This window comes from Streptomyces acidiscabies (assembly GCF_020010905.1).
In the GTDB taxonomy this organism is placed as follows: domain Bacteria; phylum Actinomycetota; class Actinomycetes; order Streptomycetales; family Streptomycetaceae; genus Streptomyces; species Streptomyces acidiscabies.
Map to the genome: position 1 here is coordinate 2,315,338 of NZ_JAGJBY010000001.1, position 24,050 is coordinate 2,339,387.

General features: G+C 70.7%; 22 protein-coding genes and 1 pseudogene. 14 read left to right on the forward strand and 9 right to left on the reverse strand.

Annotation, left to right across the window (positions count from 1 at the left end):
- Window position 1: 1 nt before the first annotated feature.
- Together nirD and nirB are read right to left on the reverse strand one after the other, a co-directional pair.
- Window positions 2–352 carry a nitrite reductase small subunit NirD gene (nirD, locus tag J8M50_RS10850; RefSeq protein ID WP_010354810.1) on the reverse strand — a complete coding sequence of 117 codons (351 nt, stop codon included), beginning with the start codon at window positions 350–352 and terminating at the stop codon, window positions 2–4.
- Complete coding sequence (gene nirB / locus J8M50_RS10855; protein WP_010354809.1) at window positions 349–2,940, reverse strand: nitrite reductase large subunit NirB; 2,592 nt, start codon at window positions 2,938–2,940, stop codon at window positions 349–351. Before nirB ends, nirD begins: the two co-directional genes overlap by 4 nt.
- A gap of 215 nt (window positions 2,941–3,155) precedes the next feature.
- Between nirB and J8M50_RS10860 the strand changes: the two genes are divergently transcribed.
- The gene (locus J8M50_RS10860; RefSeq protein WP_010354808.1) at window positions 3,156–3,938 is read left to right on the forward strand and encodes a sulfite exporter TauE/SafE family protein; all 783 of its coding nucleotides are present in this window, start codon (window positions 3,156–3,158) and stop codon (window positions 3,936–3,938) included.
- Between the two features lie 37 nt (window positions 3,939–3,975).
- Here J8M50_RS10860 and J8M50_RS10865 read toward each other — a convergent pair whose 3' ends face one another.
- The 3 genes from J8M50_RS10865 to J8M50_RS10875 all read right to left on the reverse strand — a co-directional run bounded on the left by J8M50_RS10865 (window position 3,976) and on the right by J8M50_RS10875 (window position 5,927).
- On the reverse strand, window positions 3,976–4,593 hold the full coding sequence (locus tag J8M50_RS10865) for a class F sortase (protein WP_010354807.1): 618 nt from the start codon (window positions 4,591–4,593) through the stop codon (window positions 3,976–3,978).
- A 114-nt stretch (window positions 4,594–4,707) separates the two neighbouring features.
- The gene (locus J8M50_RS10870; RefSeq protein ID WP_010354806.1) at window positions 4,708–5,229 is read right to left on the reverse strand and encodes a GVDTG sorting domain-containing protein; all 522 of its coding nucleotides are present in this window, start codon (window positions 5,227–5,229) and stop codon (window positions 4,708–4,710) included.
- 155 nt (window positions 5,230–5,384) lie between these two features.
- Window positions 5,385–5,927 carry a gamma-glutamylcyclotransferase family protein gene (locus J8M50_RS10875; protein WP_078480882.1) on the reverse strand — a complete coding sequence of 181 codons (543 nt, stop codon included), beginning with the start codon at window positions 5,925–5,927 and terminating at the stop codon, window positions 5,385–5,387.
- Between the two features lie 71 nt (window positions 5,928–5,998).
- Here J8M50_RS10875 and J8M50_RS10880 point away from each other — a divergent pair, with 71 nt between their 5' ends.
- Window positions 5,999–7,645, forward strand: coding sequence for a M4 family metallopeptidase (locus tag J8M50_RS10880; protein WP_010354804.1), 1,647 nt, complete (start codon window positions 5,999–6,001; stop codon window positions 7,643–7,645).
- A gap of 73 nt (window positions 7,646–7,718) precedes the next feature.
- On the opposite strand, the gene J8M50_RS10885 is transcribed toward J8M50_RS10880, so the two are convergent.
- On the reverse strand, window positions 7,719–8,123 hold the full coding sequence (locus J8M50_RS10885) for an ATP-binding protein (RefSeq protein WP_010354803.1): 405 nt from the start codon (window positions 8,121–8,123) through the stop codon (window positions 7,719–7,721).
- Window positions 8,124–8,285: 162 nt separating this feature from the next.
- Between J8M50_RS10885 and J8M50_RS10890 the strand changes: the two genes are divergently transcribed.
- Genes J8M50_RS10890 through J8M50_RS10900 form a run of 3 tightly spaced genes read left to right on the forward strand, consistent with a single transcriptional unit; the run spans window position 8,286 to window position 9,568 of the window.
- Entirely contained in the window at window positions 8,286–9,173 is an 888-nt protein-coding gene (locus J8M50_RS10890) for a helix-turn-helix domain-containing protein (protein WP_010354802.1), read from the forward strand.
- Window positions 9,174–9,177: 4 nt separating this feature from the next.
- Window positions 9,178–9,378 (forward strand): DUF397 domain-containing protein, encoded by a 201-nt coding sequence (locus J8M50_RS10895; protein ID WP_010354801.1) that lies wholly within the window; start codon window positions 9,178–9,180, stop codon window positions 9,376–9,378.
- 4 nt (window positions 9,379–9,382) lie between these two features.
- Window positions 9,383–9,568 (forward strand): DUF397 domain-containing protein, encoded by a 186-nt coding sequence (locus tag J8M50_RS10900; protein WP_010354800.1) that lies wholly within the window; start codon window positions 9,383–9,385, stop codon window positions 9,566–9,568.
- Window positions 9,569–9,579: 11 nt separating this feature from the next.
- On the opposite strand, the gene J8M50_RS10905 is transcribed toward J8M50_RS10900, so the two are convergent.
- Window positions 9,580–10,017, reverse strand: coding sequence for a hypothetical protein (locus J8M50_RS10905; protein WP_010354799.1), 438 nt, complete (start codon window positions 10,015–10,017; stop codon window positions 9,580–9,582).
- Between the two features lie 268 nt (window positions 10,018–10,285).
- Between J8M50_RS10905 and J8M50_RS10910 the strand changes: the two genes are divergently transcribed.
- Window positions 10,286–10,465 (forward strand): hypothetical protein, encoded by a 180-nt coding sequence (locus J8M50_RS10910; protein WP_078480885.1) that lies wholly within the window; start codon window positions 10,286–10,288, stop codon window positions 10,463–10,465.
- A 92-nt stretch (window positions 10,466–10,557) separates the two neighbouring features.
- Here J8M50_RS10910 and J8M50_RS10915 read toward each other — a convergent pair whose 3' ends face one another.
- On the reverse strand, window positions 10,558–12,048 hold the full coding sequence (locus tag J8M50_RS10915; RefSeq protein ID WP_010354797.1) for an MFS transporter: 1,491 nt from the start codon (window positions 12,046–12,048) through the stop codon (window positions 10,558–10,560).
- Between the two features lie 495 nt (window positions 12,049–12,543).
- Between J8M50_RS10915 and J8M50_RS10920 the strand changes: the two genes are divergently transcribed.
- The 3 genes from J8M50_RS10920 (at window position 12,544) to J8M50_RS10930 (ending at window position 16,152) form a co-directional block, all read left to right on the forward strand.
- Window positions 12,544–14,079, forward strand: a complete 1,536-nt coding sequence (locus J8M50_RS10920; protein ID WP_010354796.1) for an amino acid adenylation domain-containing protein — start codon at window positions 12,544–12,546, stop codon at window positions 14,077–14,079.
- Window positions 14,076–15,323 (forward strand): FNR domain-containing protein, encoded by a 1,248-nt coding sequence (locus J8M50_RS10925; protein ID WP_010354795.1) that lies wholly within the window; start codon window positions 14,076–14,078, stop codon window positions 15,321–15,323. The genes J8M50_RS10920 and J8M50_RS10925 overlap by 4 nt, the downstream gene beginning before the upstream one ends.
- A gap of 61 nt (window positions 15,324–15,384) precedes the next feature.
- Complete coding sequence (locus tag J8M50_RS10930; protein WP_010354794.1) at window positions 15,385–16,152, forward strand: enoyl-CoA hydratase-related protein; 768 nt, start codon at window positions 15,385–15,387, stop codon at window positions 16,150–16,152.
- On the opposite strand, the gene J8M50_RS10935 is transcribed toward J8M50_RS10930, so the two are convergent.
- Entirely contained in the window at window positions 16,139–16,825 is a 687-nt protein-coding gene (locus tag J8M50_RS10935; protein ID WP_010354793.1) for a SanA/YdcF family protein, read from the reverse strand. The genes J8M50_RS10930 and J8M50_RS10935 overlap by 14 nt on opposite strands.
- Window positions 16,826–17,050: 225 nt before the next feature.
- On the opposite strand from J8M50_RS10935, the gene J8M50_RS10940 reads away from it, so the two are divergent.
- From J8M50_RS10940 to J8M50_RS10960, 5 genes and pseudogenes are all read left to right on the forward strand, one after another.
- Window positions 17,051–17,812, forward strand: coding sequence for a sirohydrochlorin chelatase (locus J8M50_RS10940; protein WP_010354792.1), 762 nt, complete (start codon window positions 17,051–17,053; stop codon window positions 17,810–17,812).
- Window positions 17,813–17,893: 81 nt separating this feature from the next.
- Entirely contained in the window at window positions 17,894–19,216 is a 1,323-nt protein-coding gene (locus J8M50_RS10945) for a deoxyguanosinetriphosphate triphosphohydrolase (protein WP_010354791.1), read from the forward strand.
- A gap of 88 nt (window positions 19,217–19,304) precedes the next feature.
- Window positions 19,305–20,561, forward strand: coding sequence for an NAD(P)/FAD-dependent oxidoreductase (locus tag J8M50_RS10950; RefSeq protein ID WP_010354790.1), 1,257 nt, complete (start codon window positions 19,305–19,307; stop codon window positions 20,559–20,561).
- Between the two features lie 58 nt (window positions 20,562–20,619).
- Window positions 20,620–22,518 (forward strand): DNA primase, encoded by a 1,899-nt coding sequence (dnaG, locus tag J8M50_RS10955; protein ID WP_010354789.1) that lies wholly within the window; start codon window positions 20,620–20,622, stop codon window positions 22,516–22,518.
- 254 nt (window positions 22,519–22,772) lie between these two features.
- A pseudogene (locus J8M50_RS10960) lies at window positions 22,773–24,020 on the forward strand (RNA polymerase sigma factor).
- Window positions 24,021–24,050 lie beyond the last annotated feature (30 nt).

The following is a 24,050-nucleotide window of genomic DNA, read 5'->3' on the forward strand; positions in this document are numbered from 1 at the left end:
TTCAGCCGAGCCGTACCTCGTACGTCGCGACGCTCACGTCGCCGTCGTCCAGGCACTCCCCGCTCGCCAGGTCGAAGCGCTGCTTCAGCAGGGGCGAGGCGACGAACGGCCGGCCCTGGTGGGTGCCGGTGAGGCCGCGGGAGAGAACTCCCGCCCCGCTGAAGGGATCCCGGTTGTCGATGGCGTACAGATCGCCGTTCCTGTCCTGGAACACGGCCACCTGACGGCCGTCCGGCAGCAGGGCGGCGACGCCCCGGCCCGGCAGCAGCGCGGAGAGGTCACATACCGTCAGCCAGGCGCGGTCCAGGCCGACTTGGACTTTCAGATCGGTCGTCTCGGGTGCCAGGGTCATCGCTGGGCACTTCCTTCCATGGGACGCATGCCGATCGACAGCAGGGGCAGGTCGGGCTTGATCTGTTCGCGCTCCGGGACGAATCCGACGACCGGGTCGGGGGTGTCGGGCGCGTTCACGAAGGACACGAACCGGGCCAGTTTCTCGGGGTTGTTGATGGTCTCCGCCCACTCGTCGCGGTAGTTCGCGACGTGCGCGGCCATCAGCGACTCCAGCTCCTCGCAGATGCCGAGGGAGTCGTCGACCACCACGTCCCGGATGTGGTCGAGGCCGCCGGGGATGCGCTCCAGCCAGGTCGAGGTGCGCTCCAGGCGGTCGGCGGTGCGGATGTAGAACATGAGGAACCGGTCGATGAGCCTGATGAGCCCGGCGTCGTCCAGGTCCTGCGCGAGAAGGTCCGCGTGGCGCGGGGTGGCGCCGCCGTTGCCGCCGACGTACAGGTTCCAGCCGTTCGACGTCGCGATGATCCCGAAGTCCTTCGACTGGGCCTCCGCGCACTCGCGGGCGCAGCCCGACACCGCCGACTTGAGCTTGTGCGGCGACCTGAGGCCCCGGTAGCGCAGCTCCAGGTCGATCGCCATCCGCACGGAGTCCTGGACGCCGTAGCGGCACCAGGTCTGGCCCACACAGGACTTCACCGTCCGCAGCGCCTTGCCGTACGCGTGCCCCGACTCGAAACCGGCGTCCACCAACCGGGCCCAGATCAGCGGGAGTTGCTCGACGCGGGCGCCGAAGAGGTCGATGCGCTGGCCGCCGGTGATCTTCGTGTAGAGGCCGAAGTCGCGGGCCACCTCGCCGATGACGATGAGCTTCTCCGGGGTGATCTCGCCGCCGGGGACACGCGGGACGATCGAATAGGAGCCGTTCTTCTGGATGTTGGCGAGGAAGTGGTCGTTGGAGTCCTGGAGGGACGCCTGTTCGCCGTCGAGGATGTAGACGCTCGCGCCGATCACCGGGGCGAGGGACGCGATGATCGAGCCGACGGCCGGCTTGCAGACCTCGCAGCCGTCACCGCCCTTGGCGCCGTCGCGGCCGTAGCGGTCCAGGAGTTCGCGGTAGGTGTTGATGCGCAGCGCGAGGACGATCTCGTACAGCTCCTCGCGGGTCTGCCCGAAGCAGCCGCACAGGCCCTTGTCGACCTCGACGCCGCTCGCCTCCAGCTCGGCGGTGACGAGCTGGCCGAGCACCTTCACACAACTGCCGCAGCTGGTACCGGCCTTGGTGCACTTCTTGACCTCGGGCACGCTCGTGCACGCGTGCTCGGTGACCGCGCCGCGGATCGTGCCCTTGGTGACGTTGTTGCAGGAGCAGATGACCGCCTCGTCCGGCAGCGCGGACGGTCCGAGCTGCGCGCCGCCGCTCGAACCGGCGGGCAGGACAAGGGACTCGGGGGAGACCGGCGGCACCGAACCGGTGAACGCGCGCAGCGTGCCGTACGCCTCCGCGTCGCCGACCAGGATGCCGCCGAGCAGCGTGCCGTCCCGGGCGATCACGAGCTTCTTGTAGAGGCCGGAGCGGGCGTCGGAGTACACGACCTCCAGGCAGTCCTCGGCCGTGCCGTGCGCGTCGCCGAAGGAGGCGACGTCCACGCCGAGCAGCTTCAGCTTCGTCGACAAGTCCGCGCCCAGGAAGGCCGATTCGTCCTCGGCGATGGTCGCGGCGACCGTCTCCGCCTGCTCGTAGCCGGGCGCGACCAGGCCGTACACCCGGCCGTCCGCCGCGAGCGCGCACTCGCCGATCGCGAACACCGCCGGGTCGGTGACCGTACGGCACTGCTCGTCGACCGCGATACCGCCGCGCTCACCCACCGACAGGCCGCAGTCCCGGGCGAGTTGGTCGCGCGGGCGGACCCCGGCGCTGAACACCACCAGATCCGTGGCGACCTGTGACCCGTCGGACAGCTTCATGCCGGTGACCATGCCGTCCTCGTCGACGACGATCTCCTGCGTGCCCGTGCCGGTGTGGACGCTCAGGCCCATGTCCTCGATGGTCCGCAGCAGCGCCGCGCCACCGCCCTCGTCGACCTGCACCGGCATCAGCCGGGGCGCGAACTCCACGATGTGTGTGGTGAGTCCGAGCCCCTGGAGCGCGCCAGCGGCCTCCAGGCCGAGCAGCCCGCCGCCGACGACCGCGCCGACCGTCGCCCGTGCCTTCGCGTACTCCTCGATGGCGAGCAGGTCGTCGATCGTCCGGTACACGAAGCAGCCGGCCGCGTCCTTGCCGGGCACGGGCGGCACGAACGGGTAGGAGCCGGTGGCGAGTACGAGGGTGTCGTACTCAACTCGCAGACCGGAACGGGAGGTCACGGTCCGCGTCTCGCGGTCGACCGTCTCCGCCGGGTCGCCGACGTGCAGCTCGATCCCGTGCTCGGCGATGAACTCCAGGTCGGTCAGGGAGAGTTCCTCGGGGCTGGTGCCCGAGAAGTACGAGGTGAGCTGGACGCGGTCGTACGCCGGACGCGGCTCCTCGCACAGCACGACCACGCGGTGCGTGGCGGTCAGGCCGCGCGCGGCGAGCGCTTCGAGGAAGCGCTGGCCGACCATGCCATGGCCGACAAGCACGATCGTGGGGGTGTTGTCCGTGGGCATCAGCAGCCTCCGTCATTCGAGGTCATGCCGATGAGACTGCGGCGCGGACGTTACCCGACCGCATCACGCCTGTTTCCCACGAGGAACGCTGCCCTCAGCAAGGGTCCGTACGGGGTGTGAGGTCGCGGGCCGGGCCGGAGACGGGAACACCGCGAACCTCAGGAGCCCCTCATATCGATGGACTCTGCACCTACCCCGTCCGTAGGCTCCCGATCATGCCCGACATACCCCTGACCACCCTGTTTCTGCTCTGCCTCGCCGCGCTCGCGGCGGGCTGGATCGACGCGGTGGTGGGCGGCGGCGGCCTCCTCCTGCTCCCCGCGCTCCTCCTCGGCCTCCCCGCGGGCACCCCGGCCGCCCACGCGCTCGGCACGAACAAGGCGATCGCGATCGTCGGCACGTCCGGCGCGGCGGTCACCTACGTCCGCAAGACGAAGGTGGACGTCGGCCTCGCCGTCCGCATCGGCGTCGCGGCCCTGCTCGGCTCCTCCGGCGGCGCCTTTCTCGCGGCGGGCATGAGCACCGAGGTCCTCAAGCCGGTGATCATGGTCGTCCTGGTCACGGTCGGGGCCTTCGTCATCGCCCGCCCGGCCTTCGGTACGGCGCCGGCGACCGGCCCCGCGGGCCCGCGCCGGGTCCTCGCGGCGATCGGGCTGGCCGGGGTGGGAATCGGTTTCTACGACGGTCTCGTCGGCCCCGGCACCGGTACGTTCCTCGTCCTCGCCCTCACCGCGATCCTCCACCTGGACCTGGTCACCGCCTCCGCGACCGCCAAGATCGTCAACTGCTGCACGAACTTCGGCGCGCTGGTCACGTTCGCCTGGCAGGGGGCGGTGATCTGGCAACTCGCCGCGCTGCTGGCGGTGTTCAACCTGATCGGGGGGACGGTGGGGGCGCGGACCGCGCTGAAGAAGGGGAGCGGGTTCGTGCGGGTGGTGCTGCTGACGGTGGTGTTCGCGCTGGTGGCGAACATGGCGTACGAGCAGTGGGTGGCGTGAGGGGGAGGGGCGGGGTGGCGCTGAGGTATTACGGGTATCACCTGGTCCCCGTGAGGTGCGCGAACACCACCACGTTCCCCTGGTACCCCGTAGCTCTCGAGTAGGGGCCGCCGCAGGTGATCACCCGGAGTTCGGGGCGGTCGGCCGCGCCGTACACCTTCTCGTCGGGGAAGGCGCTCGCCTGGTAGACCTCCACGGCGTCCACGGCGAAGAGGGCCACGGTGCCGTCCCGTCGCTGTACCTCGATGGTCGCCCCCTTGCGGATGGCTCCCAGGGAGTAGAAGACCGCGGGGCCGTCGGCGTTGTCGACATGGCCCGCGACCACGGCGGTACCGGTCTCGCCGGGCGTGGTGCCGGCCTCGTACCAGCCCGCGAGGTTCTTCTTCGCGGCGGGCGGGACGTCGAGACTGCCGTGGGGGGTGAGGCCCAGACCCATCAGGGGCGCGTCCACCCGGATCGACGGGATGCGGATGCGGTCCGGGGGAGAGGGCGGCAGCGCGGGGGCCGAGCGGGGGTCGACCGCTGCGGTGCGGGCCTGCGCGGCGGACGGCTGGGGCGGTGCGTGTTCCTCGGTGCCGTTGTGCAACAACCAGGCACCTGAGCAGAGAGCGGTTACCGTAACGACCGCTATCGCGGTGTTGCCGACCCTGCGCATCAGACGTACCCCTCTCCTCTACGGGTCCCCGTACCCCCTCCGGGCCGCGAGGGGCGTCGGACCCGGAGGGGGAGGGGTATGCGGTACCGGAGGACGGACAGCGGAGGGTGTCCGTCAGATCCCGTCGCCTCTCGCCCGGCGATGCAGGAGCCAGGTACCGCCCGCGGCTGCGACGGCGAGTGCCGCCACACCGGCCGCGGTCTGCACGGGGTCGGGGCCTAGCGCGCCGCCGACCCCCGTCTTCACACTCCCCCTCGGATGCGCCGGCTGCCGAGCGGTAGCAAGCGTCACCACAAGATCTCCGGTGACCTTCTTCCCGCCCTCCGCGCACACGGCGACGATCTCGTACGTCCCCGGCTGCGCGCTCGGCGGCACCGCGAACTGGCCGATGGCGTCGCCCTCGTGGGTGGACGGCGCGAGCGTGAACCGGCCGGCGCCGACCGCGCTCGCGTCCCCGGCTGCGCTCCCGCCGTCCCCGCACGCGTCGGTGTTGACGGTGACCTGCCCGCCCGGCACCACGGTCGACGGGTACACCTCCAGGCTTCCGCCGTCCCCGCCGTACGCGGGCGCCACGGCGCCGCCCACCGCGACCACGGCGAACGCGGCGCTGGTCAGCAGCCGGACGGTACGTCGCATCGGTGCTCCTCCGAGCCTCGGTCGTGCCTTGTGCCCTTCGTGCCTGTGCCCTTCCGAGGTAAGAGGCAGCGGGGCGGGCGCGCTTCCTGAGGGGGCGTCAGGAATGGGATGAACGGGTGGCGGGGAAGAGGTGTTGTCGCTGCCGTTTCAGCAGGTCAGTGGGGGTGCGAGGAGAGGCCGGGGAAAACCTTTCCGGGGAGGGGTGAACGGGTGACCGACACGCCGTCAGGTCGGTGCCGGGCGAGCCAGTCGCCGTTCTCGATGAGGGTTCCGGTGTCACGGAGGCGGGTGGAGATGCGGGGGCCGGCGAGGTACACCCAGGCGCGTACTACTTCGGAGCTACGGCCGCGTACTACTTCCCGGGTAACTCTCAGGTAGGGGCTGTCCGGGTCGTCCGCCCGGTATTCCTCCAGGGCGTCCAGCTCGCCGAGGGTAGCCGGGTAGTGCTCGGGGACAACGGTGACGAGGTCGCCGTCTATGTGTCCGCCGGGTGCCTCCACGGCGTACGGGTACCCCGGGCCGTCGTACAGCACCGCGCCGGTCAGGCGCGCGGGCTCCTCGGTGAGGGTGCGGCCGGACAGGAACAGGGCGTGGTTGGTCTCGCCGGGGCGCAGGGTGCCGTAGACGAAGAAGGGGAGGGGCGCGGGGGTCACGGAGGGATTGTCTCCCGGCCGTCCCTGTGGGTGCGCTATGGACATGACAAGTCGTGGCGCCTATAAATCGCAGGCGACGTCAGCGCCAACCCCACCACGCGCCCCCGAGGAGACCGATGAGCCCCTTCCGGCAGCACGTCCGAGGTTCCCGTCTCGCCGCGGCCGGCATAGCCGCCACCACGGCGACCCTGATGGCCGCGGTGCTGAGCCCCGTGGCCGACGCGGCCGACAGACCCACCCGCGCCCAGGCGATCGACAACGCGGCGAGCGCCGTGGCCGACCGGGCCGCGAGTCTCGGCATCAACTCCGCGCAGGGTACGAGCGTTCGTGACGTGGTCGTCGACAAGGACGGTACGCAGCACGTGCGTTACGACCGTACGTACCGGCAACTCCCGGTGCTGGGCGGCGACTTCGTGGTCCACCTCGCGCCCGACGGGGCATATCGCAACGCCGACCGCGCGACCCGGAACGCCATCGCGCTGGCCACCATCACCCCGGCCGTGCCCGCGCCCGAGGCCGCCGACAAGGCGGTGAACGCGCTGCGCGCGGCGCACCTCGGCGCCGGGGTCCGGCAGGCCAAGGCCAAGCCGCAACTCGTCGTCGACGCCCTGCACGGTACGCCGAAGCTCGCCTGGAAGACCGACGCCGTGGGGCTCGACGCCCAGGGCAACCCGGTCGCCCGTACCGTCGTGACCGACGCGCGGACCGGGGCCCAGATCGACGCTTGGGACGCGATCGAGACGGCCGCCGGTGACGGGCAGTCCCTCTACGGGGGTACGGTCCCGCTGGAGACGACCCTCTCCGGTACGACATACCAGCTCAAGGATCCGAGCCGGGGCAACACGTACACCGGTGACGCGGAGAACAAGACCGACCTCTGCATCTTCGGCATCTGCATCGTCCGCGCGCCCGCGACGCTCTTCACCGACGCCGACAACCACTGGGGTACGGGTACTACGGCGTCCCGCGCGACCGCCGCCGTCGACGCCCAGTACGGCACCGACGTCACCTGGGACTACTACAAGAACGTCCACGGCCGCAACGGCATCGGCAACGACGGCAAGGGCTCCTACAACCGCGTCCACTACGGAAACGGTTACAACAACGCTTTCTGGGACGACAGTTGCTTCTGCATGACGTACGGCGACGGCGACGGCACGCAGCTCGGTCCGCTGGTCGCCCTCGATGTCGCGGGCCACGAGATGTCCCACGGCGTCACGTCCAAGACGGCGAACCTGACGTACTCCGGTGAGTCCGGCGGCCTCAACGAGGCGACCTCCGACATTTTCGGCACCCTCGTCGAATTCCACGCCGCCAACTCCAATGACCCCGGCGACTACTTGATCGGCGAGAAGATCGTCCGCTCGGGCTTCGGCCGGGACGCGCTGCGCTACATGGACCGTCCGAGCCGTGACGCCAACTCGGCTGACTACTGGAGCAGTTCGGTGGGTGGGCTGGACGTCCACTACTCCTCCGGCGTCGCGAACCACTTCGCGTACCTGCTCGCGGAGGGCAGCGGCACGAAGACCATCAACGGGGTGACGTACAACTCGCCCACGTCGAACGGCTCCACGCTCACCGGGATCGGCCGGGCCAAGCTGGGCGCGATCTGGTACCGGGCGCTGACCGTCTACATGACGTCCTCGACGAACTACGCGGGCGCGCGGACGGCCACTCTGAACGCCGCGCGTGACCTCTATGGCAATGGCAGCGCCGAGTACAACGCGGTGGCGGCGACCTGGAGCGCGGTGAACGTCAACTAGCGGGTTTCGCTGAAATGGCCGCCCTGGTAAGGAAGTTGACCAGGGCGGCCGTTCCGTCTGTGCACGCTCACACTCACGCCGTGTCCAGCTCGCACCACACGGTCTTGCCGACGATCAGCTCGCTGACTCCCCACCGGTCAGCGGTCTTCTCGACGATCATCAGTCCCCGGCCGAAGTGCTCGTCCGGGGCGGCGGTGCGGGGCACGGGCAGCAACTCACCTCGCGCGTCGGTGACTTCGATGCGGAGAGCCTTCTCGGTGAGGAAGAGCTCGACGCGGAAGAGACGGCCACGGAGGGTGCCGTGGAAGACGGCGTTGCCTGCGAGCTCGGAGACCAAGAGGCCGGTGTTCTCGGCGAGTTGGGGGTGGCCCCAGTCGCGGATGAGGTGCTGGGCTCGGTGGCGGGCGAGGGTGACGTTCTTGGGGTACGGGGTGTATTCGACGAGGTCGTGATGCAGGGGTTCGGTGGGTGCGGTCATGCGGACCTCCACACTCGGAGTGCGTGACTGGTACGACACGCAAGGTAGCGATCTGACTGCTATGGCTTCAACCTCTACTCAGTAGATATCCACCGATCGTGTTTGCCAGCTCGATTTCCACCCGCCAGACTGGCGGCGCACCGTACGCTAAGGAGCAGGCAAGTGACCGAGAGTCAGGCGCGGCAGAGCAACAGCACAACCAGCGTTCTGGGACGCCGACTTGGCGCCGAACTCCTCAAGCTGCGCGTCGCCGCGGGCCTCACCCAGCCGCAGGCCGCGAAGACCCTTACCGCATCGACCGCCAAGGTGGCGAAGATGGAGGGCGGTTGGGTTCCGATTCGGGACCCGGATATCCGGGCGTTGTGTGAGCTGTACGGCGTGCGGGACATCGGAGTCATCGGCGGTCTGCTGGAGTTGGCCAGGATCGACCGGGAACGCCGTAAGGCCAAGGGTTGGTGGGACGACTACAAGATCCGAGGCGTCATGCAGGAGTACGTCGCGTTGGAAAACGTGGCGACGGCCATCAGGTCGTGGCAGACCGGATACATTCCCGGGCTGCTTCAGGCGCCGGAGTACGTGCGAGCGGTGAGGCAGGCGCCGGTGGCCATGCTGGAGAAGGGGGCGCAACCGGACGAGCAGTTCGCCGCGACTCGACTGGCTCGCCAGCGCCGCCTGGTCGAGGAACCGCCGCTGGTGCTGCGGGCGTTGGTCTACGAAGCCGTGCTCCGCAACATCCCCGGCGGGGCAGCGACAGCCGCAGCCCAGTACGAAGAGCTGCTCCGCGCATCGGAGTTGCCGAACGTCAGCTTCAGGATCTTCCCGTTCAGTGGCGGAACCCATCAGGGCCTCAATGGCCCGTTCAACATCATGTCGTTCGCCGAACCGGGTGCCATGGACGTCGTCTACATGGAGTCCGCCTACACCGAACGTTGGGCGGAAGGAGGGGAAAGCGCGGCCATCTACGATGCATTGTTTGAGAAGATCACCGAACACTCGCTCGATGAGCGGGAGTCGAAAGCGTTCGTCGAGAAACTGCGCAAGGAGCTGTGAGCCCGTGTCCGTGTTTGAGTACCGCAAGTCCAGCTACAGCCACGAGGACGGCGAGTGCGTCGAGGTGGCCGCCAACGTCCCTAGCCTCATCGCCGTACGCGACTCCAAGGCCCCAGTCGGTCCCTCCCTTTGCCTTGCTCCGTCCGCCTGGACTTCGTTTCAGGGCGCTGTGCGGGACGGCTTGCTGACCCGTAAGGAGCTGTGAGCTCGTGTTCGTGTCTGAGTACCGGAAGTCCAGCTACAGCAATGAGGCGGCGGAGTGCGTCGAGGTAGCCACCAACCTCCCCACCCTCATCGCCGTACGCGACTCGAAATCCCCCACCGGCCCCGACCTCCGCCTCACCCCGCCCACTTGGACCGCATTCGAAACGGCCCTCCGTGAAGGCACCCTCTGACGGACCCGGCGTCAGTCGAACCACACCACCAGCCGCACATGCTCACCCCCGTGCACCCCGGCCAGCGTCCTCATCACGTCCCACACCGGCGCCCACCCCGTCCCCGCGCCAGCGGCTCCGCCTCGGCTCCACTTGCCGGCCGCGTCCGTCTCTTCCCAGTCCACCGACTCCAACTCGGCCCAGCTGATCCACGTTTCCCTGTACGCATGGGCGTGACACTGCTCCCGAACACTCTCCGAAGCGTCCGCAGGCAGCCCCCGCCCCTCGGTCAAGGGACGGAAACCAAAGGAGTTGCGGACACCGAAGAGGCAGGCCAACGCGTTATACGCGTTACCGGGGTCGAGGAGGAAGAGGTCGATCGCGGGGTGCCACACCGCGTCCTCGTCATCGGCACCCCAGATCCGCGCAAGCGGCCTGCACTCGATCACGCCGTACACCTCGGTGGACATGACCGCAGTCTGCCGTACGGTTCGAGGACGAGACATGGCCGGTGGAGCCGGTCAGTGGGTCCGAGTCAGGGGCGTAGTGGAAGCGACAGGTGCGTGGGGGACCGGCGTGCGGATCGGGGTTCTCTGCGGCGGGCTGACTTCGGTCGCTTCGGCGGTCGCTGTCGGGAGAGTGTGGGCCACCTGCGATGTCGGGAGCAACACCTCGGCGAATTCCCTGGCCCTGGCGATGGCCGTCCCAGTTGTCTGGGCAGCCGTGATACTTGCCTGGGTGTTCGTCTGCGGAGTGGTCGGGAGAGTCCACCGCTGGGTGGCATTGACGGTGGGGGTGCTGCTCAACGCATGGCTCTTCTGGTTCACGGTCGTGGAACTCGGGGCCCTGGACGCGTACCCCGACCCCGTCTGCCCAGGAAACATTCCTCCTTGGTGGCCCTCCCTCATCCCCGCGTGACGTTTCCCGAAGCAGCCCGCCCCCGCTCAGACGAATACGTACGGAAGGCCGGCACCCCCAAGAGGGCACCGGCCTTTCCATGAGCGCGACGATCAGGCCACCAACTCCGGCTCCTCCACCGGCATTTCAGCCACCCCCGGCTCACCGTCCCGCATCACCAGCACCGCCACCACCGCAGCCACCAGCACCCCCACCGCGCTCACCATGAACGTGGTCCCCATCGAGTCGGTGAACGCCGAGCGCGCAGCGGCCAGCACTCCCGGCTCCGTGGCCCCGGCGATCGACTGCCGGGCCGCCTCGGGGGCGTCCTGAGGCATCCGCGCCGTGTAACCGCTGGTCAGCAGCGAGCCGAGGATCGCGATGCCCAGCGCCGTACCCGCCTGCTGGACCGTGTCGTTGAGCGCGGAGCCGACGCCCGCCTTGTCGGCCGGGATGGTCCCCATCAGCGCGGCGACGGCGGCCGGCATCGCGAGCCCGGCGCCGAGGCCGAGAAGTCCGAGGGCCACGGCGGGAGTTGTGAACCCGCTGTCCGCACCGACCGTGGTCATCAGCGCGAAGCACGCCACCATCACCAGCATCCCGGCGAAGATCACGCCCCGGTTCCCGAACCGCGCCGACAGCTTCACGCCCACTCCGTTGCCGACCAGCGCGGCGACCGCCAGCGGCAGGAACGCGAGCCCCGCCTCGACCGGCGAGTAGCCGAGCACGAACTGGAGGTACTGGGTCAGCACCAGCAGCAGACCGCCGTTGCCGATCTGGACGAGCGCCAGCGAGAGCGAACCCCCGCTGAAATTACGGTGCTTGAAGAGGACCAGCGGCACCATCGGCGACGCGGTGACGTTCTCCCACACCACGAAACCGGCGAGCGCCAGCACCGCGACGGTCAGCGTGAGCGCCGAACGCCCCTCGAACGCACCGTGCTTGGGGATCTCGATGATCCACCACACCAGCGCGGTCATCCCAACCGCCGACAGCACGGCGCCGATCGGGTCCGCCTTCTGCCAAGGCGCCCTGGACTCCGGCATCAACGTCACCCCGGCGACCAACGCCAGTGCCACGACAGGGACGTTGAGGAAGAAGATCGAGTGCCACGAGAAGTGCTCGATCAGGACGCCGCCGAGCACCGGGCTGCCGACCAGGCCCAGCATCGACACCGAACCCCACGCGGCCATCGCCTTCGGCCGCTCCTCCTCGTCGAAGACCGTGATCAGGATCGACAGGGTCGACGGCATGATCAGCGCCCCACCGACCCCCATCGCGATCCGAACGGCGATGACCTCGGCGGGAGTTGAGCAGAACGCCGCCGCCAGCGAGGCCGCCCCGAACAACACCAGGCCGATCAGCATCACCCGCCGCCGGCCGAACCGGTCGCCGAGGCTGCCGGAGGTCAGGAGCAGACCCGCGAAGACGAGGATGTAGGAGTCGAGGATCCACTGCGTGTCCTGCGCGCTCGCACCGATGTCCGAGGTCATCGACGGGACCGCCACGGTCAGCGCCATGCTGTCGATCGTCAGCACGACCGTGCTCAGACAGAGCACGACCAGAATCCACCAGCGCCGCCCGCTCCTGCCGTGTCCGTCCATCGGATTCCCTCCGTTGCGAACATCGTGCGCCTGATGCGTACGGTGTTCTCGCTGCCGTTGCGCACACTGTACGCCGCGCGGAACGGTGTGCGCAAGGTGGTGTGGTCGCACCCCGGCACCCCTTTCCAGCCCGACCCCCTGCGCGCCCCGAAAGCCCGGCACGCATCCCCCCACCCCAGTCGCCGCCACCCCCCGCCCGAGTTGCTGATGCGACGGCATCGGCCACAAGTGACTCATTCCGCACCGCTAGTTGGCCGGTCCCAGACCCTTGAGCGTTGAAGAAGCACCGCTAAAGTCGACCGACACGGGTGTCCCCGCACGGCCCCGCCGACGGGCGCCCGCCCCGCGCGGCCACGCCCCTTTCCGCGCAGCGAATCCGCACCATCCCGCACGGCCTCCGCACCAACACCCGCACGGCGTTCGAACTCCCGGGCAGGCCGCAGCACTTGGCGGCCATGTCGCCGACACTCGAAGCAGCCTGGAGGTCCTCCGACCATGCCTCTGCGCCATCTCACCCCCCACGACCAGCGGCTCTTCCTGCTCCACGGCACCGGCCCCACCGCCTTCGTGCCGGACCCGCTGATCCACCGGTCCGTGTCCCGACACGCGGCCACCACCCCGCACGCGATCGCCGCCGAACACCGCGGCCAGACCCTCACCTACGCCCAACTCGACGCGCGCGCCGATGCGTTGGCCGCCCGCCTGTACGCGGAGGGCATCCGCCCCGGCGACCACGTCGGCCTCTTCGTGCGCCGCTCCCTGCCGATGCTCGTCGGCCTGCTCGGCATCCTCAAGGCGGGTGCCGCGTACGTCCCCCAGGACATCGGCCTCGCACCGCCCGCCCAACTCGCCCACGTCATCAGTACCGCGCGCACCCGCGTGATCCTCACCCTCGCCGAACACGCGCACCGAGTCCCGCTCCCGCCGGACAAGGGTCACCAACTCATCGACCTGGACGAGCCGTTGCCACCCGTGAGGCTCCAACTCCCGGCGCCGCTACCGGACGACGGCTGCTACGTCCTGTTCACCTCCGGCACCACCGGCCGCCCCAACGGCGTGAAGGTCACCCACCGCAACGTCGCCAACATCCTGCTCACCGACCCCGGTTCGCTCGGCATCGGCCCCGGCGACCGCGTCGCCCAACTCCTCAACATCGCCTTCGACATGGCGGCCTGGGAGATCCTCGGCTGCCTCGCGCACGGCGCCACCCTCGTCATCCGCGACCGCGACATCGCGGCCACCGCCCGCACGGCGACCGTCCTGATCGCCACCCCGACGGTCCTGTCCGGCATCGACCCGGCCGCCTGCCCCCGGGTGCGCGCGGTCGCGGTCGCCGGAGAGCCCTGCCCCCGCCCGCTCGCCGACGCGTGGGCGAGCAGGGCCGTCTTCTTCAACTGCTGTGGCCCGACCGAGACGACGATCGTCAACACCATGTCCCGGCACGACCCGAGGAACCCCCTCCTCACGATCGGCCGCCCCACCCCCAACAACACCGTGTACGTCCTGGACGCCGACCGCCGCGCACTCCCGATCGGCGAGGTCGGCGAGATGTGGGCCGGCGGCGACTGCGTCTCGGCCGGCTACCTCACGGACGATCCCAACGACCGCATGAACAAAGAGCGTTACGCCCCCGACCCGTTCCTCGGCGGCGGCCGGCGCATGTTCCGCACCCGCGACCTCGGCCGCTGGACCCCGGACGGCCGCCTCGAACACCTCGGCCGCACCGACGACCAGGTGAAGGTACGCGGCTTCCGCGTCGAACTCGACTCCGTCTCCTCGGTGTTGGAGCAGGTGCCGGGTGTCGTCCGCGCGGTCACCCTCAAGCGCGACGACCGCACGCTCGTCTCCTTCGTCTGCCCGGCGGACGTCGACCCCGACACGGCCCGCCGCGCGGTCGCCGACGCCCTGCCGTACTACTGCGTGCCGGATGATGTCATGCCCCTGACATCGTTACCGGAGACCGACCGAGGCAAGATCGACAAACCGGCGCTCCTCCAACTCGCCCCGGACCGACCGGCGGTGGCCCGATGACGACGGAACTGAGCCGCACCGGCACCCCGCTCCCACCCCTCACCTCCCTGCCGCGCCGCCTCCTCAAGCACCCCCGGCTGATGCACTACAACCGGCTCGCGGCAACGGTGTTCGCGGTGAACGCGGTCTGCCTGTACGCGAGTTGGCCGGTCACCGAGCAGGGCATGGCCCACGCCGTCCTCGCGAACCTCACGCTGGCGATCCTGATCCGCCAGCAGTACGTCATCAACTTCCTCTTCCGGGTGGCGACTTCAGCCCCGGTCAGTTGGCCGCTGCGGGTCCGCTGGACGCTGGGCAAGGTCTACCACTTCGGCGGACTGCACATCGGAGGCGCGCTCGCGGGGACGGCGTGGTTCGCCGCGCTGACCCTCACGACCACCAACAGGGCTGTTATGGCGGTCAGTTGGGTGCTGCTCGTCCTGCTGCTGGTCATCGTCGCGACCGCGCTGCCGCCCTTCCGGTCCCGGCACCACGACCACTTCGAGAAGATCCACCGCTTCGGCGGCTGGGGCGCCCTCGCCCTCTTCTGGGCGCACACGATCCTGACGGCGACCGGGCCGGTCGAACCGGCGGTGCTCGCGGTCGTCACGTTCAGCGTCGCGCTGCCCTGGCTGCGGCTGCGCAAGGTCGCCGTACGGGTCGAACGGCCGTCCCCGCACGTGGTGTTGGCCCGCTTCGACTACGGCGAGACCCCGTTCGCCGGGTCCTCCACGGCCGTCAGCCGCAGCCCGCTCAAGGAGTGGCACTCCTTCGCGAACGTCCCCTCGCCGGGCAGCCCGGGCTTCCGGCTGACCATCTCGCGGGCGGGCGACTGGACGGGGAAGTTCATCGACGACCTCCCGACGAAGGTGTGGGTGAAGGGAATCACCACCGCCGGGGTCGCCAACATCGAAGTCCTCTTCAGCAAGGTGGTGTACGTCGCCACCGGCAGCGGCATCGGCCCCTGCCTGCCGCACCTCCTCGCTGCCGAGGTCCCCTCCCGCCTCGTCTGGGCCACTCGCGACCCCCGCGTCACCTACGGCGACGCCCTCGTGGACGAGATCCTCGCCGTCCAGCCCGACGCGGTCGTCTGGGACACCTCCCGCCACGGCAAACCCGACATGGTCGCCCTCGCGCACGCCGCCTACCGCGACTTCGGCGCCGAAGCGGTCATCTGCATCTCCAACAAGAAGCTCACCTGGCAGGTCGTCCACGGCCTCGAACGGCGCGGGATACCGGCGTACGGCGCGATCTGGGACTCGTAGAAATCCAACAGAAACCCCAGCAGAAACCCCGACAGAAATCTCACAGAAAGGGGTTACCGCAATGCATCACCTCAAGACCGAGCGGTACGACGGCGTCGTACTCGTCCGCCTCCACCGGCCGCAGGTCCTCAACGCGCTCAGCTCCGAGCTGCTCGCCGAACTCCTCGACACCGTCCGGCCGTTGGAGTCCGACGACGAGGTCGGCTGCGTCGTCCTCACCGGCTCCGAGCGGGCGTTCGCCGCCGGCGCCGACATCAGGGAGATGGCCGGGAAGAGCGCCGCCGACATGGTGGCGGAGGACTACTTCGGGGCGTGGGAGGAGTTCGCCGACCTCCGGGTCCCGAAGATCGCCGCCGTCAACGGCGTCGCGTACGGCGGGGGTTGCGAACTCGCGATGATGTGCGACCTCGTGATCGCGGGGGAGTCGGCGCGGTTCGGCCAGCCCGAGATCAAACTCGGCGTGATCCCCGGCATCGGCGGCACCCAGCGCCTCACCCGCCTCGTCGGCCGGGCCAAGGCGATGGACCTGGTCCTCACCGGCCGCACGATGGACGCACGCGAGGCGGAGAGCGCCGGGCTGGTGTCCCGGGTGGTCCCCGACGAGCGGGTGCTCCCGGAGGCCCTGGAGGCGGCGGCCACCATCGCCTCGTACGGCCGCCTCGCCGTCCGGACGGCCCGCGACTGCGTCGACCGGGCGCTGGAGACCGGCCTCGGCGACGGCATCCGCTACGAACGCCGGGCGTTCCACGGCCTGTTCGCGACCGGCGACCAGTCGGAGGGGATGACGGCGTTCCTGGAGAAACGCCCGCCACGGTTCAGGGGGCGCTAGCGAGCGCCTGCCCGACCCCCGGTTCCCGCGGTCCCAGGAACCGGGGGTCCGGCGTGAACACCGCGTCCAGCGCCGCCTTGCCCGCCGCGAACACCTCGCGGGTGCCGCCGTACAGCCACGTCACGTCGTGCTTCTCGGCCACGCCGACGCCGTACGAGTCGATCCCCGCGGCCTCGCAGAGCGCGACGGCGCGGCGTATGTGGAAGCTCTGGCTGATCAGCACCGCGCGGTGGACGCCGAAGATCTTCTTCGCGCGCACGCACGAGTCCCACGTGTCGAAGCCCGCGTAGTCGCTCACCACGTGGTCGTCCGGGACGCCGTGGCGCGTCAGGTACGTGCGCATCGCGTCCGGCTCGTCGTAGTCCTCACGGCTGTTGTCGCCGGTCACCAGGACGACCTTGACGCGGCCCTCGCGGTAGAGGTCCGCCGCAGCGTTCAGCCTCCCGCGCAGGTACGGGGACGGCTCGCCGTTCCACAGGCCCGCGCCGAAGACGACGGCGACGTCCGTACGGGGTGCGTCCGCCGTCGTCCCGTACCGGCCGGACGTCGAGACGAACAGCCACGCCGACGGCAGCAGCGCGAGCACGCACACCGCCATCACGGCCTGCACGAGCCGCCGCTGACCGGCACGCGTACGCGGCAGGCGCGGCCTGCGCAGCGACGGCCTCCGCATGGACACCCCTCCCCGGACCCTCCCCGGCCCACCCCTGACGACGTTCACCAGGCAAGACGCACCCGGCACGGATTAGGTTCACTCACACGCCCCATTCGCCACCCGCCACGCACCAGCCCTCGCGAGAACGCCCTCACACCGCCCCCACCCCCACCGTGAACCCCCGGAAAACACCCGTGACGGTCACGCAACCACCCCGCAACGCCCCCGCGCGAGGATCGACCCATGTCCAGTCAGCTCAGCCGCCTCTCCCGCCGGCGCCCCGCCGCACCCGCGCTCGTGGTCGTCGCCCACGGCAGCCGCGACCCGCGCGCGTTGCGCACGGTCGGCGCCCTCCTGGACCGCGTCCGCGCGCAGCGCCCCGGTCTGGACGTCCACCTGGGCCACATCGAGCTGAACGAGCCGCTGCTCACCGACACGCTCGCGCGCGTGGGCACGCAGGACGTCGTCCTGGTCCCCCTCCTGCTGGGCCGGGGCTACCACATCAAGCGCGACATCCCGGAGATGGCGGCGCAGACGCACCCGCACGCACGCGTAGGGGGAGCGCTGGGCCCGCACCCCCTCCTGATCGACACGCTGGTATCCCGCCTGGAGGAGGCCGGCTGGCCCTCCCGCCCGGACGCCGCGCACGGCGAGAGCGCCATCGTCCTCGCGGCGGCCGGCTCCCGGGACCCCGACAACGCGGCGGACACCAACCGCACGGCCCACCTCCTCTCGGCCCGCCTGGGCGTCCCGGTGCTCCCGGCGTACGCCTCGACGGCCGAACCGGCCGTCCCGAAGGCACTGGCCGACCTCCGCGCACGCGGATACACGCGCGTGGCGATCGCCTCGTACTTCACGGCCCCCGGCCGCTTCGCGACGGAGTGCGCGCAGGCGGCCCCGTGGATCGTCTCGGCCCCCCTGGGCGCGCACGAGGCGATGGCCCGCCTGGTACTGACCCGCTACGACGAGGCGGCGGCGACGGCAGGCACCAGCAAGGCGGCATGATCCACCCCGCTCCCGCACTTCCGCCCGCCCCGACCCGAGGCGCACAGCCGAATTGTCAGTGCCTGCCCGTACTGTCGAAGCATGGAAGGCACCGACCCGCACACCGACCCCGTCCCCGACCAGGCCCCCGCCACCACAGCCGACGCCACCCCCGCCTACACCCCCTCCGCCTCCGACCGCTGGGCCCCCGAACCGGACAAACGCCCCGGCCGCACCGCCTTCCAGCGCGACCGTGCCCGCCTCCTGCACTCCTCCGCCCTGCGCAGGCTCGCGGGGAAGACCCAGGTCGTCACCCCGGGCACGCAGGGCCCCGTGTGGGACGCCAGCCCCCGTACCCGCCTCACGCACTCCCTGGAGTGCGCCCAGGTCGGCAGGGAACTCGGCGCGGCCCTCGGCTGTGACCCCGACCTCGTCGAGGCGGCCTGCCTGGCGCACGACCTGGGCCACCCGCCCTTCGGCCACAACGGCGAACAGGCGCTGAACGACTTCGCGAAGGACTGCGGCGGCTTCGAGGGCAACGCCCAGTCCCTGCGCCTGCTGACCCGCATCGAACCGAAGCGCTTCACCCCGGAGGGCTCGGTAGGCCTGAACCTCACGCGCGCGACGCTGGACGCGGCGACGAAGTACCCCTGGCCGCGAGGCGAGCACCCCACGGACCCGACGTCCCCCAAGTTCGGCGTGTACGACGACGACCGCCCGGTCTTCGACTGGATCCGCAAGGAGTCCCCCGGCACGCGCGCGTGCTTCGAGGCCCAGGTCATGGACTGGTCGGACGACGTGGCCTACTCGGTGCACGACGTGGAGGACGGCCTGCACGCGGGCCACATCGCCCCGGCCGCCCTGTCCGCGCGCGCGGAACGCGAGGAGATCTTCCGCGTGGCGGTGGGCCGTTACGTCCCCGCGGACACGGATCCGGCCGAACTCGCCGCAGCCCTGGACCGCCTCCTCGCGCAGGAGTGGTGGCCGCACGGCTACGACGGCACGGCGGTCGCCCAGGCCCGCCTGAAGGACGCGACGAGCCAGCTGATCGGCCGCTTCTGCCTGGCCGCCGAAGGCGCCACCCGCGTGCGCTACGGCACCGGCCGCCTCACGCGCTACGCCGCCGAACTCGTCGTCCCGCACGAGACCCGCCTGGAGTGCGCCGTCCTCAAGGCGGTCGCCGACCGGTACGTCATGCAGCGCGCCGAACAGGAGCGCCTGCGCGCCGACCAGCGGATCGTCATCACGGAACTCGCCGAGGCCCTCACCGCGCGGGCGCCGTACGGCCTCGACCCCCAGTTCCACGCGCTGTACGTCAAGGCGGCGGACGACCACGCCCGCGAACGGGTGATCGTGGACCAGATAGCGTCCCTCACCGACGCGTCCGCGAGAGCCCTGCACACACGGCTGACGGGCCGCCCCTGAGATCGCCCCGACGGGGCACTACCCCTTCCCCCCGAACGTTGCGTGCGGGACGCTCGCATGTGGCGACACCCTTACGAGGAGGCATCAAGTGGTCGACGCGGATCAGACATTCGTCATCGTCGGAGGTGGCCTGGCCGGTGCCAAGGCGGCCGAGACGCTCCGTGCGGAGGGCTTCACCGGGCGCGTGATACTGATCGGCGACGAGCGTGACCACCCCTACGAGCGCCCCCCGCTCTCCAAGGGCTACCTCCTCGGTAAAGAGGAGCGCGACAGCGTCTTCGTCCACGAACCGGCCTGGTACGCGCAGAACGACATCGAACTGCACCTCGGCCAGACGGTCACCGCGATCGACCGCGAGGCCCACGCGGTCCGCCTCGGCGACGGCACCCTGATCGCGTACGACAAGCTCCTCCTCGCGACCGGCGCAGAGCCGCGCCGCCTGGACGTCCCCGGCACCGGCCTCGCCGGCGTCCACCACCTGCGCCGCCTCGCGCACGCCGAGCGCCTCAGGCACGTCCTCAAGGCCCTCGGCCGCGACAACGGCCACCTGGTGATCGCGGGCGCCGGCTGGATCGGCCTGGAGGTCGCCGCGGCGGCGCGCACGTACGGCGCCGAGGTCACCGTCGTCGAACCCGAACCGACGCCCCTGCACGGCGTCCTGGGCCCCGAACTGGGCCAGCTCTTCGCCGACCTGCACGCCGAGCACGGCGTCCGCTTCCACTTCGGCGCCCGCCTCACCGAAATCACCGGCCAGGACGGCATGGTCCTCGCGGTGCGCACGGACGACGGCGAGGAGCACCCGGCGCACGACGTGCTCGCGGCGATCGGCGCGGCCCCGCGCACGGGCCTCGCCGAGGCGGCCGGACTCACGCTCGCCGACCGTGCGCACGGCGGCGGCATCGAGGTCGACGCGAGCCTGCGCACCTCCGACCCGGACATCTACGCCGCCGGCGACGTCGCCGCGTTCCCGTTCGCCGACGCGCGCCTGCGCGTGGAGCACTGGGCCAACGCCCTCAACGGCGGACCGGCCGCCGCGCGCGCGATGCTCGGCAAGGACGTCACGTACGACCGGGTGCCGTACTTCTTCTCCGACCAGTACGACCTGGGGATGGAGTACAGCGGGTGGGCGCCGCCCGGCTCGTACGACCAGGTCGTCATCCGCGGGGACGCCGGGAAGCGGGAGTTCATCGCGTTCTGGCTGAGCGAGGGCCGGGTCCTGGCCGGGATGAACGTGAACGTGTGGGATGTCACAGAACACATCCAGCGGCTGATCCAGAGCGGCGCCCCGCTCGACCCGGACGCCCTCGCGAACCCGGGCACACCCCTGGAGACCCTGGTCGTCTGAGCCCGGACGGGGGCCGCCTCGGCACCGGAGTGTCGGTCGGCCCCCGTAGAATTCCCGCGTGGCAGGACGGATCAACGACGAGGACGTGAAGGCGGTACGGGACGCGGTCCCGATCGACGCCGTGGTCTCCGAGTACCTCCAACTGCGCAACGCGGGCGGCGGCAACCTCAAGGGCCTGTGCCCCTTCCACGACGAGAAGTCCCCGTCGTTCCAGGTCAGCCCCAGCAAGGGCCTCTTCCACTGCTTCGGCTGCCAGGAGGGCGGCGACACCATCACGTTCGTGATGAAGGTCGACCACCTCACGTTCTCCGAGTCGGTCGAGCGCCTCGCCGCGCGCGCGGGGATCACGCTGCGGTACGAGGAGGGCGGCTACAACCCCTCCCACCAGCGCGGCGAACGCATCCGCCTGGTCGAGGCCCACAAGATCGCCGCCGAGTGGTACGCCGAACAGCTCGCCACCAGCCCCGAGGCCGACACCGGCCGCATGTTCCTCGCCGAGCGCGGCTTCGACCAGGCCGCCGCCCTCCACTTCGGCGTCGGCTACAGCCCGCAGGGCTGGGACCACCTCACCCGCTTCCTGCGCGGCAAGGGCTTCAGCGACCGCGAACTCACCCTCTCCGGCATCTCCCAGGAGGGCCGCCGCGGCCCCATCGACCGCTTCCGGGGCCGTCTGATGTGGCCCATCCGCGACATCGGCGGCGACGTCGTCGGCTTCGGCGCGCGCAAGCTGTACGAGGCCGACACCGGCCCCAAGTACCTGAACACGCCGGACACCCCGATCTACAAGAAGTCCCAGGTCCTGTACGGCATCGACCTCGCCAAGCAGGCGATCGCGAAGTCCAGCCGCGCGGTCGTCGTCGAGGGCTACACCGACGTCATGGCCTGCCATCTCGCGGGCGTCCCGACCGCCATCGCGACCTGCGGTACGGCCTTCGGCGGCGAGCACATCAAGATCCTGCGCCGCCTCCTGATGGACAACGGCAGCGCGCGCGTCATCTTCACCTTCGACGGCGACGCGGCGGGCCAGAAGGCCGCCCTGCGCGCCTTCGAGGACGACCAGAAGTTCGCCGCCGAGACGTACATCGCGATCGCCCCCGACGGCATGGACCCCTGCGAACTGCGCCTCGCGAAGGGCGACGAGGCGGTCGCCGACCTCGCCGAACCCCGCACGCCGCTCTTCGAGTTCGCGCTGCGGCAGATCGTCGCCCGCTACGACCTCGACACGCCGGGAGGCCGCGCCGCCGCGCTCGACGAGGCCGCCCCCGTCGTCGCCCGCATCAAGAACAGCGGCGCCCAGCACGAGGTCGCCGTCCAGCTCGCGGGCCTGCTCGGCATCCTCGACACCCAGTTCGTCGTCAAGCGGGTGGCCCAGATCGCCCGCTGGGCCCGGGGCAAGGGCGACGCCCCGGGGCAGGCGGGCCGCTCGCGCCAGCCGTACGAGGAGAGCCCCCGCCCCGCGCTCAAGGGCCCGGCCCTCCAACTGCGCAACCCCGTCTACGCGACCGAGCGCGAGCTCGTCAAACTCGCCCTCCAGCGCCCCGAGTTGGTCTCCCCGGCCTTCGACGCGTACGGCGTGGACGAGTTCACCTGCGCCCCCTACGCCGCCGTCCGCCAGGCCATCCTGGACGCGGGCGGCGCCGAGTACGGCACCGAGGACGCGCAGGACTACCTGATGTGCGTGCGCGAGGTCGCCCCCGACGACACGGTCCGCGCGATGGTCACCGAACTCGCCGTCGAGCCGATCATGCGCCGCACCGTCGACGACGTGTACGCGGGCGCCCAGCTGGTCACCGTCCGCCGCCGCGCCGTGGAACGCCGCATCCACGACATCCAGTCCCAGCTGACCCGCCTCGCCACAGCCGGCGACCCCGCCCAACTGGCCGCCGTCCAGAACGAGTTGTGGGTCCTCCAGGAGTACGACCGGGCGTTGCAGGCGCACGGCGTCATCGCTCTCTGAGCGGGAGCCCGCCACACCGAAGCCCTGTACGGCCTCCTCGACGGCTTTCGCGATGCCGCCGGACACCCGGGCCGCCCGAGGGCCACGAAGCCCCCAGAGGCGCGGTACGACGCCGACACCGAGGTCACCCGCCGAGCGCGTCCGGCACACGCCGCCGACTCGATCTTCAGTCACCGTCCGGTCACGTCCCGGACTCAAAAAGTCACCGCACGCCCCTCGTGGCGGCGATGTGTCGTACCCCACACTGGGTGGCGGTGCCTGAGTACTCGGAGCGCGGCCGATCCGTCCCCCACGGAACCCCCACCCAGGCCGACGCTCACCGCGTACGGGACGGACTGCGGCGAGGCCGTCCACTCCGCCCCCGAAGTACCGCTGTCGTACCCCTGGCAGCGATCATCCTGGAGGTCGCCCCCGTGCAGACCCAGACGCTCACCCAGACCGACGTCAGTACCGAAGCGGAGCCCGACGCCGAGGCCGAGGCGCTGGCCGCGGTGCCCGCGCAGGGCGCCGCCGCGCACCATCCCGAGGCGGGCCCGCCGACGGAGGAGATCGACGAACCCCCCGAGCGGATCCGCCCCGCCGACACCGGCGGACCCTCCTCCGACCTGTTCCGCCAGTACCTCCGCGAGATCGGCCGCATCCCGCTGCTGACGGCGGTCGAGGAGGTCGAGCTGGCGCGGCGCGTCGAGGCGGGCCTGTTCGCCGAGGAGAAGCTCCTCAACACCCCTGACCTGGACAGCCAGTTGGCGCTGGACCTGGACCGGCTCGTGGTCATGGGCCGGATGGCCAAGCGCCGCCTCATCGAGGCGAACCTGCGGCTCGTCGTCTCCGTCGCCAAGCGGTACGTCGGCCGCGGCCTGACCATGCTCGACCTCGTCCAGGAGGGCAACCTCGGCCTGATCCGCGCCGTCGAGAAGTTCGACTACGCGCGCGGGTACAAGTTCTCGACGTACGCCACCTGGTGGATCCGCCAGGCGATGTCCCGGGCCCTCGCCGACCAGGCCCGGACCATCCGCGTCCCCGTCCACGTCGTCGAACTCATCAACCGTGTCGTACGCGTTCAGCGCCGCATGCTCCAGGAGCGCGGCTACGAACCGACACCGGAAGAGGTGGCCGCCCAGCTCGACCTCGCCCCCGCGCGCGTCGGCGAGGTCCTGAGGCTCGCCCAGGAGCCCGTCTCCCTCCACGCACCCGTGGGCGAGGAGGACGACGTGGCCCTGGGCGACCTCATCGAGGACGGCGACGCCGCGAGCCCCGTCGAATCCGCCGCGTTCCTGCTGCTCAGGGAGCACCTGGAGGCGGTGCTGTCGACGCTGGGGGAGCGCGAGCGCAAGGTCGTCCAGCTGCGGTACGGGCTCGCCGACGGCCGGCCGCGCACGCTGGAGGAGATCGGCCGGATCTTCGGCGTGACGCGCGAGCGGATCCGGCAGATCGAGTCCAAGACCCTCAACAAACTCAGGGACCACGCGTTCGCGGACCAGCTGAGGGGATACCTGGACTGAGACGGGGTGCCGTACCTGCCGGACGGCACC

Excerpts from the sequence above, each read along its gene's own strand:
- J8M50_RS10925 (WP_010354795.1), top strand. The coding sequence starts at position 14,076 with ATGACGACGGAACTGAGCCGCACCGGCACCCCGCTCCCACCCCTCACC.
- J8M50_RS10885 (WP_010354803.1), bottom strand. The coding sequence starts at position 8,123 with ATGACCGCACCCACCGAACCCCTGCATCACGACCTCGTCGAATACACC.
- J8M50_RS10935 (WP_010354793.1), bottom strand. The coding sequence starts at position 16,825 with ATGCGGAGGCCGTCGCTGCGCAGGCCGCGCCTGCCGCGTACGCGTGCC.
- nirD (WP_010354810.1), bottom strand. The coding sequence starts at position 352 with ATGACCCTGGCACCCGAGACGACCGATCTGAAAGTCCAAGTCGGCCTG.
- J8M50_RS10920 (WP_010354796.1), top strand. The coding sequence starts at position 12,544 with ATGCCTCTGCGCCATCTCACCCCCCACGACCAGCGGCTCTTCCTGCTC.
- J8M50_RS10915 (WP_010354797.1), bottom strand. The coding sequence starts at position 12,048 with ATGGACGGACACGGCAGGAGCGGGCGGCGCTGGTGGATTCTGGTCGTG.
- J8M50_RS10905 (WP_010354799.1), bottom strand. The coding sequence starts at position 10,017 with ATGTCCACCGAGGTGTACGGCGTGATCGAGTGCAGGCCGCTTGCGCGG.
- nirB (WP_010354809.1), bottom strand. The coding sequence starts at position 2,940 with ATGCCCACGGACAACACCCCCACGATCGTGCTTGTCGGCCATGGCATG.
- J8M50_RS10865 (WP_010354807.1), bottom strand. The coding sequence starts at position 4,593 with ATGCGCAGGGTCGGCAACACCGCGATAGCGGTCGTTACGGTAACCGCT.
- J8M50_RS10875 (WP_078480882.1), bottom strand. The coding sequence starts at position 5,927 with ATGTCCATAGCGCACCCACAGGGACGGCCGGGAGACAATCCCTCCGTG.
- J8M50_RS10870 (WP_010354806.1), bottom strand. The coding sequence starts at position 5,229 with ATGCGACGTACCGTCCGGCTGCTGACCAGCGCCGCGTTCGCCGTGGTC.
- J8M50_RS10930 (WP_010354794.1), top strand. The coding sequence starts at position 15,385 with ATGCATCACCTCAAGACCGAGCGGTACGACGGCGTCGTACTCGTCCGC.
- J8M50_RS10940 (WP_010354792.1), top strand. The coding sequence starts at position 17,051 with ATGTCCAGTCAGCTCAGCCGCCTCTCCCGCCGGCGCCCCGCCGCACCC.
- J8M50_RS10860 (WP_010354808.1), top strand. The coding sequence starts at position 3,156 with ATGCCCGACATACCCCTGACCACCCTGTTTCTGCTCTGCCTCGCCGCG.
- J8M50_RS10945 (WP_010354791.1), top strand. The coding sequence starts at position 17,894 with ATGGAAGGCACCGACCCGCACACCGACCCCGTCCCCGACCAGGCCCCC.
- J8M50_RS10880 (WP_010354804.1), top strand. The coding sequence starts at position 5,999 with ATGAGCCCCTTCCGGCAGCACGTCCGAGGTTCCCGTCTCGCCGCGGCC.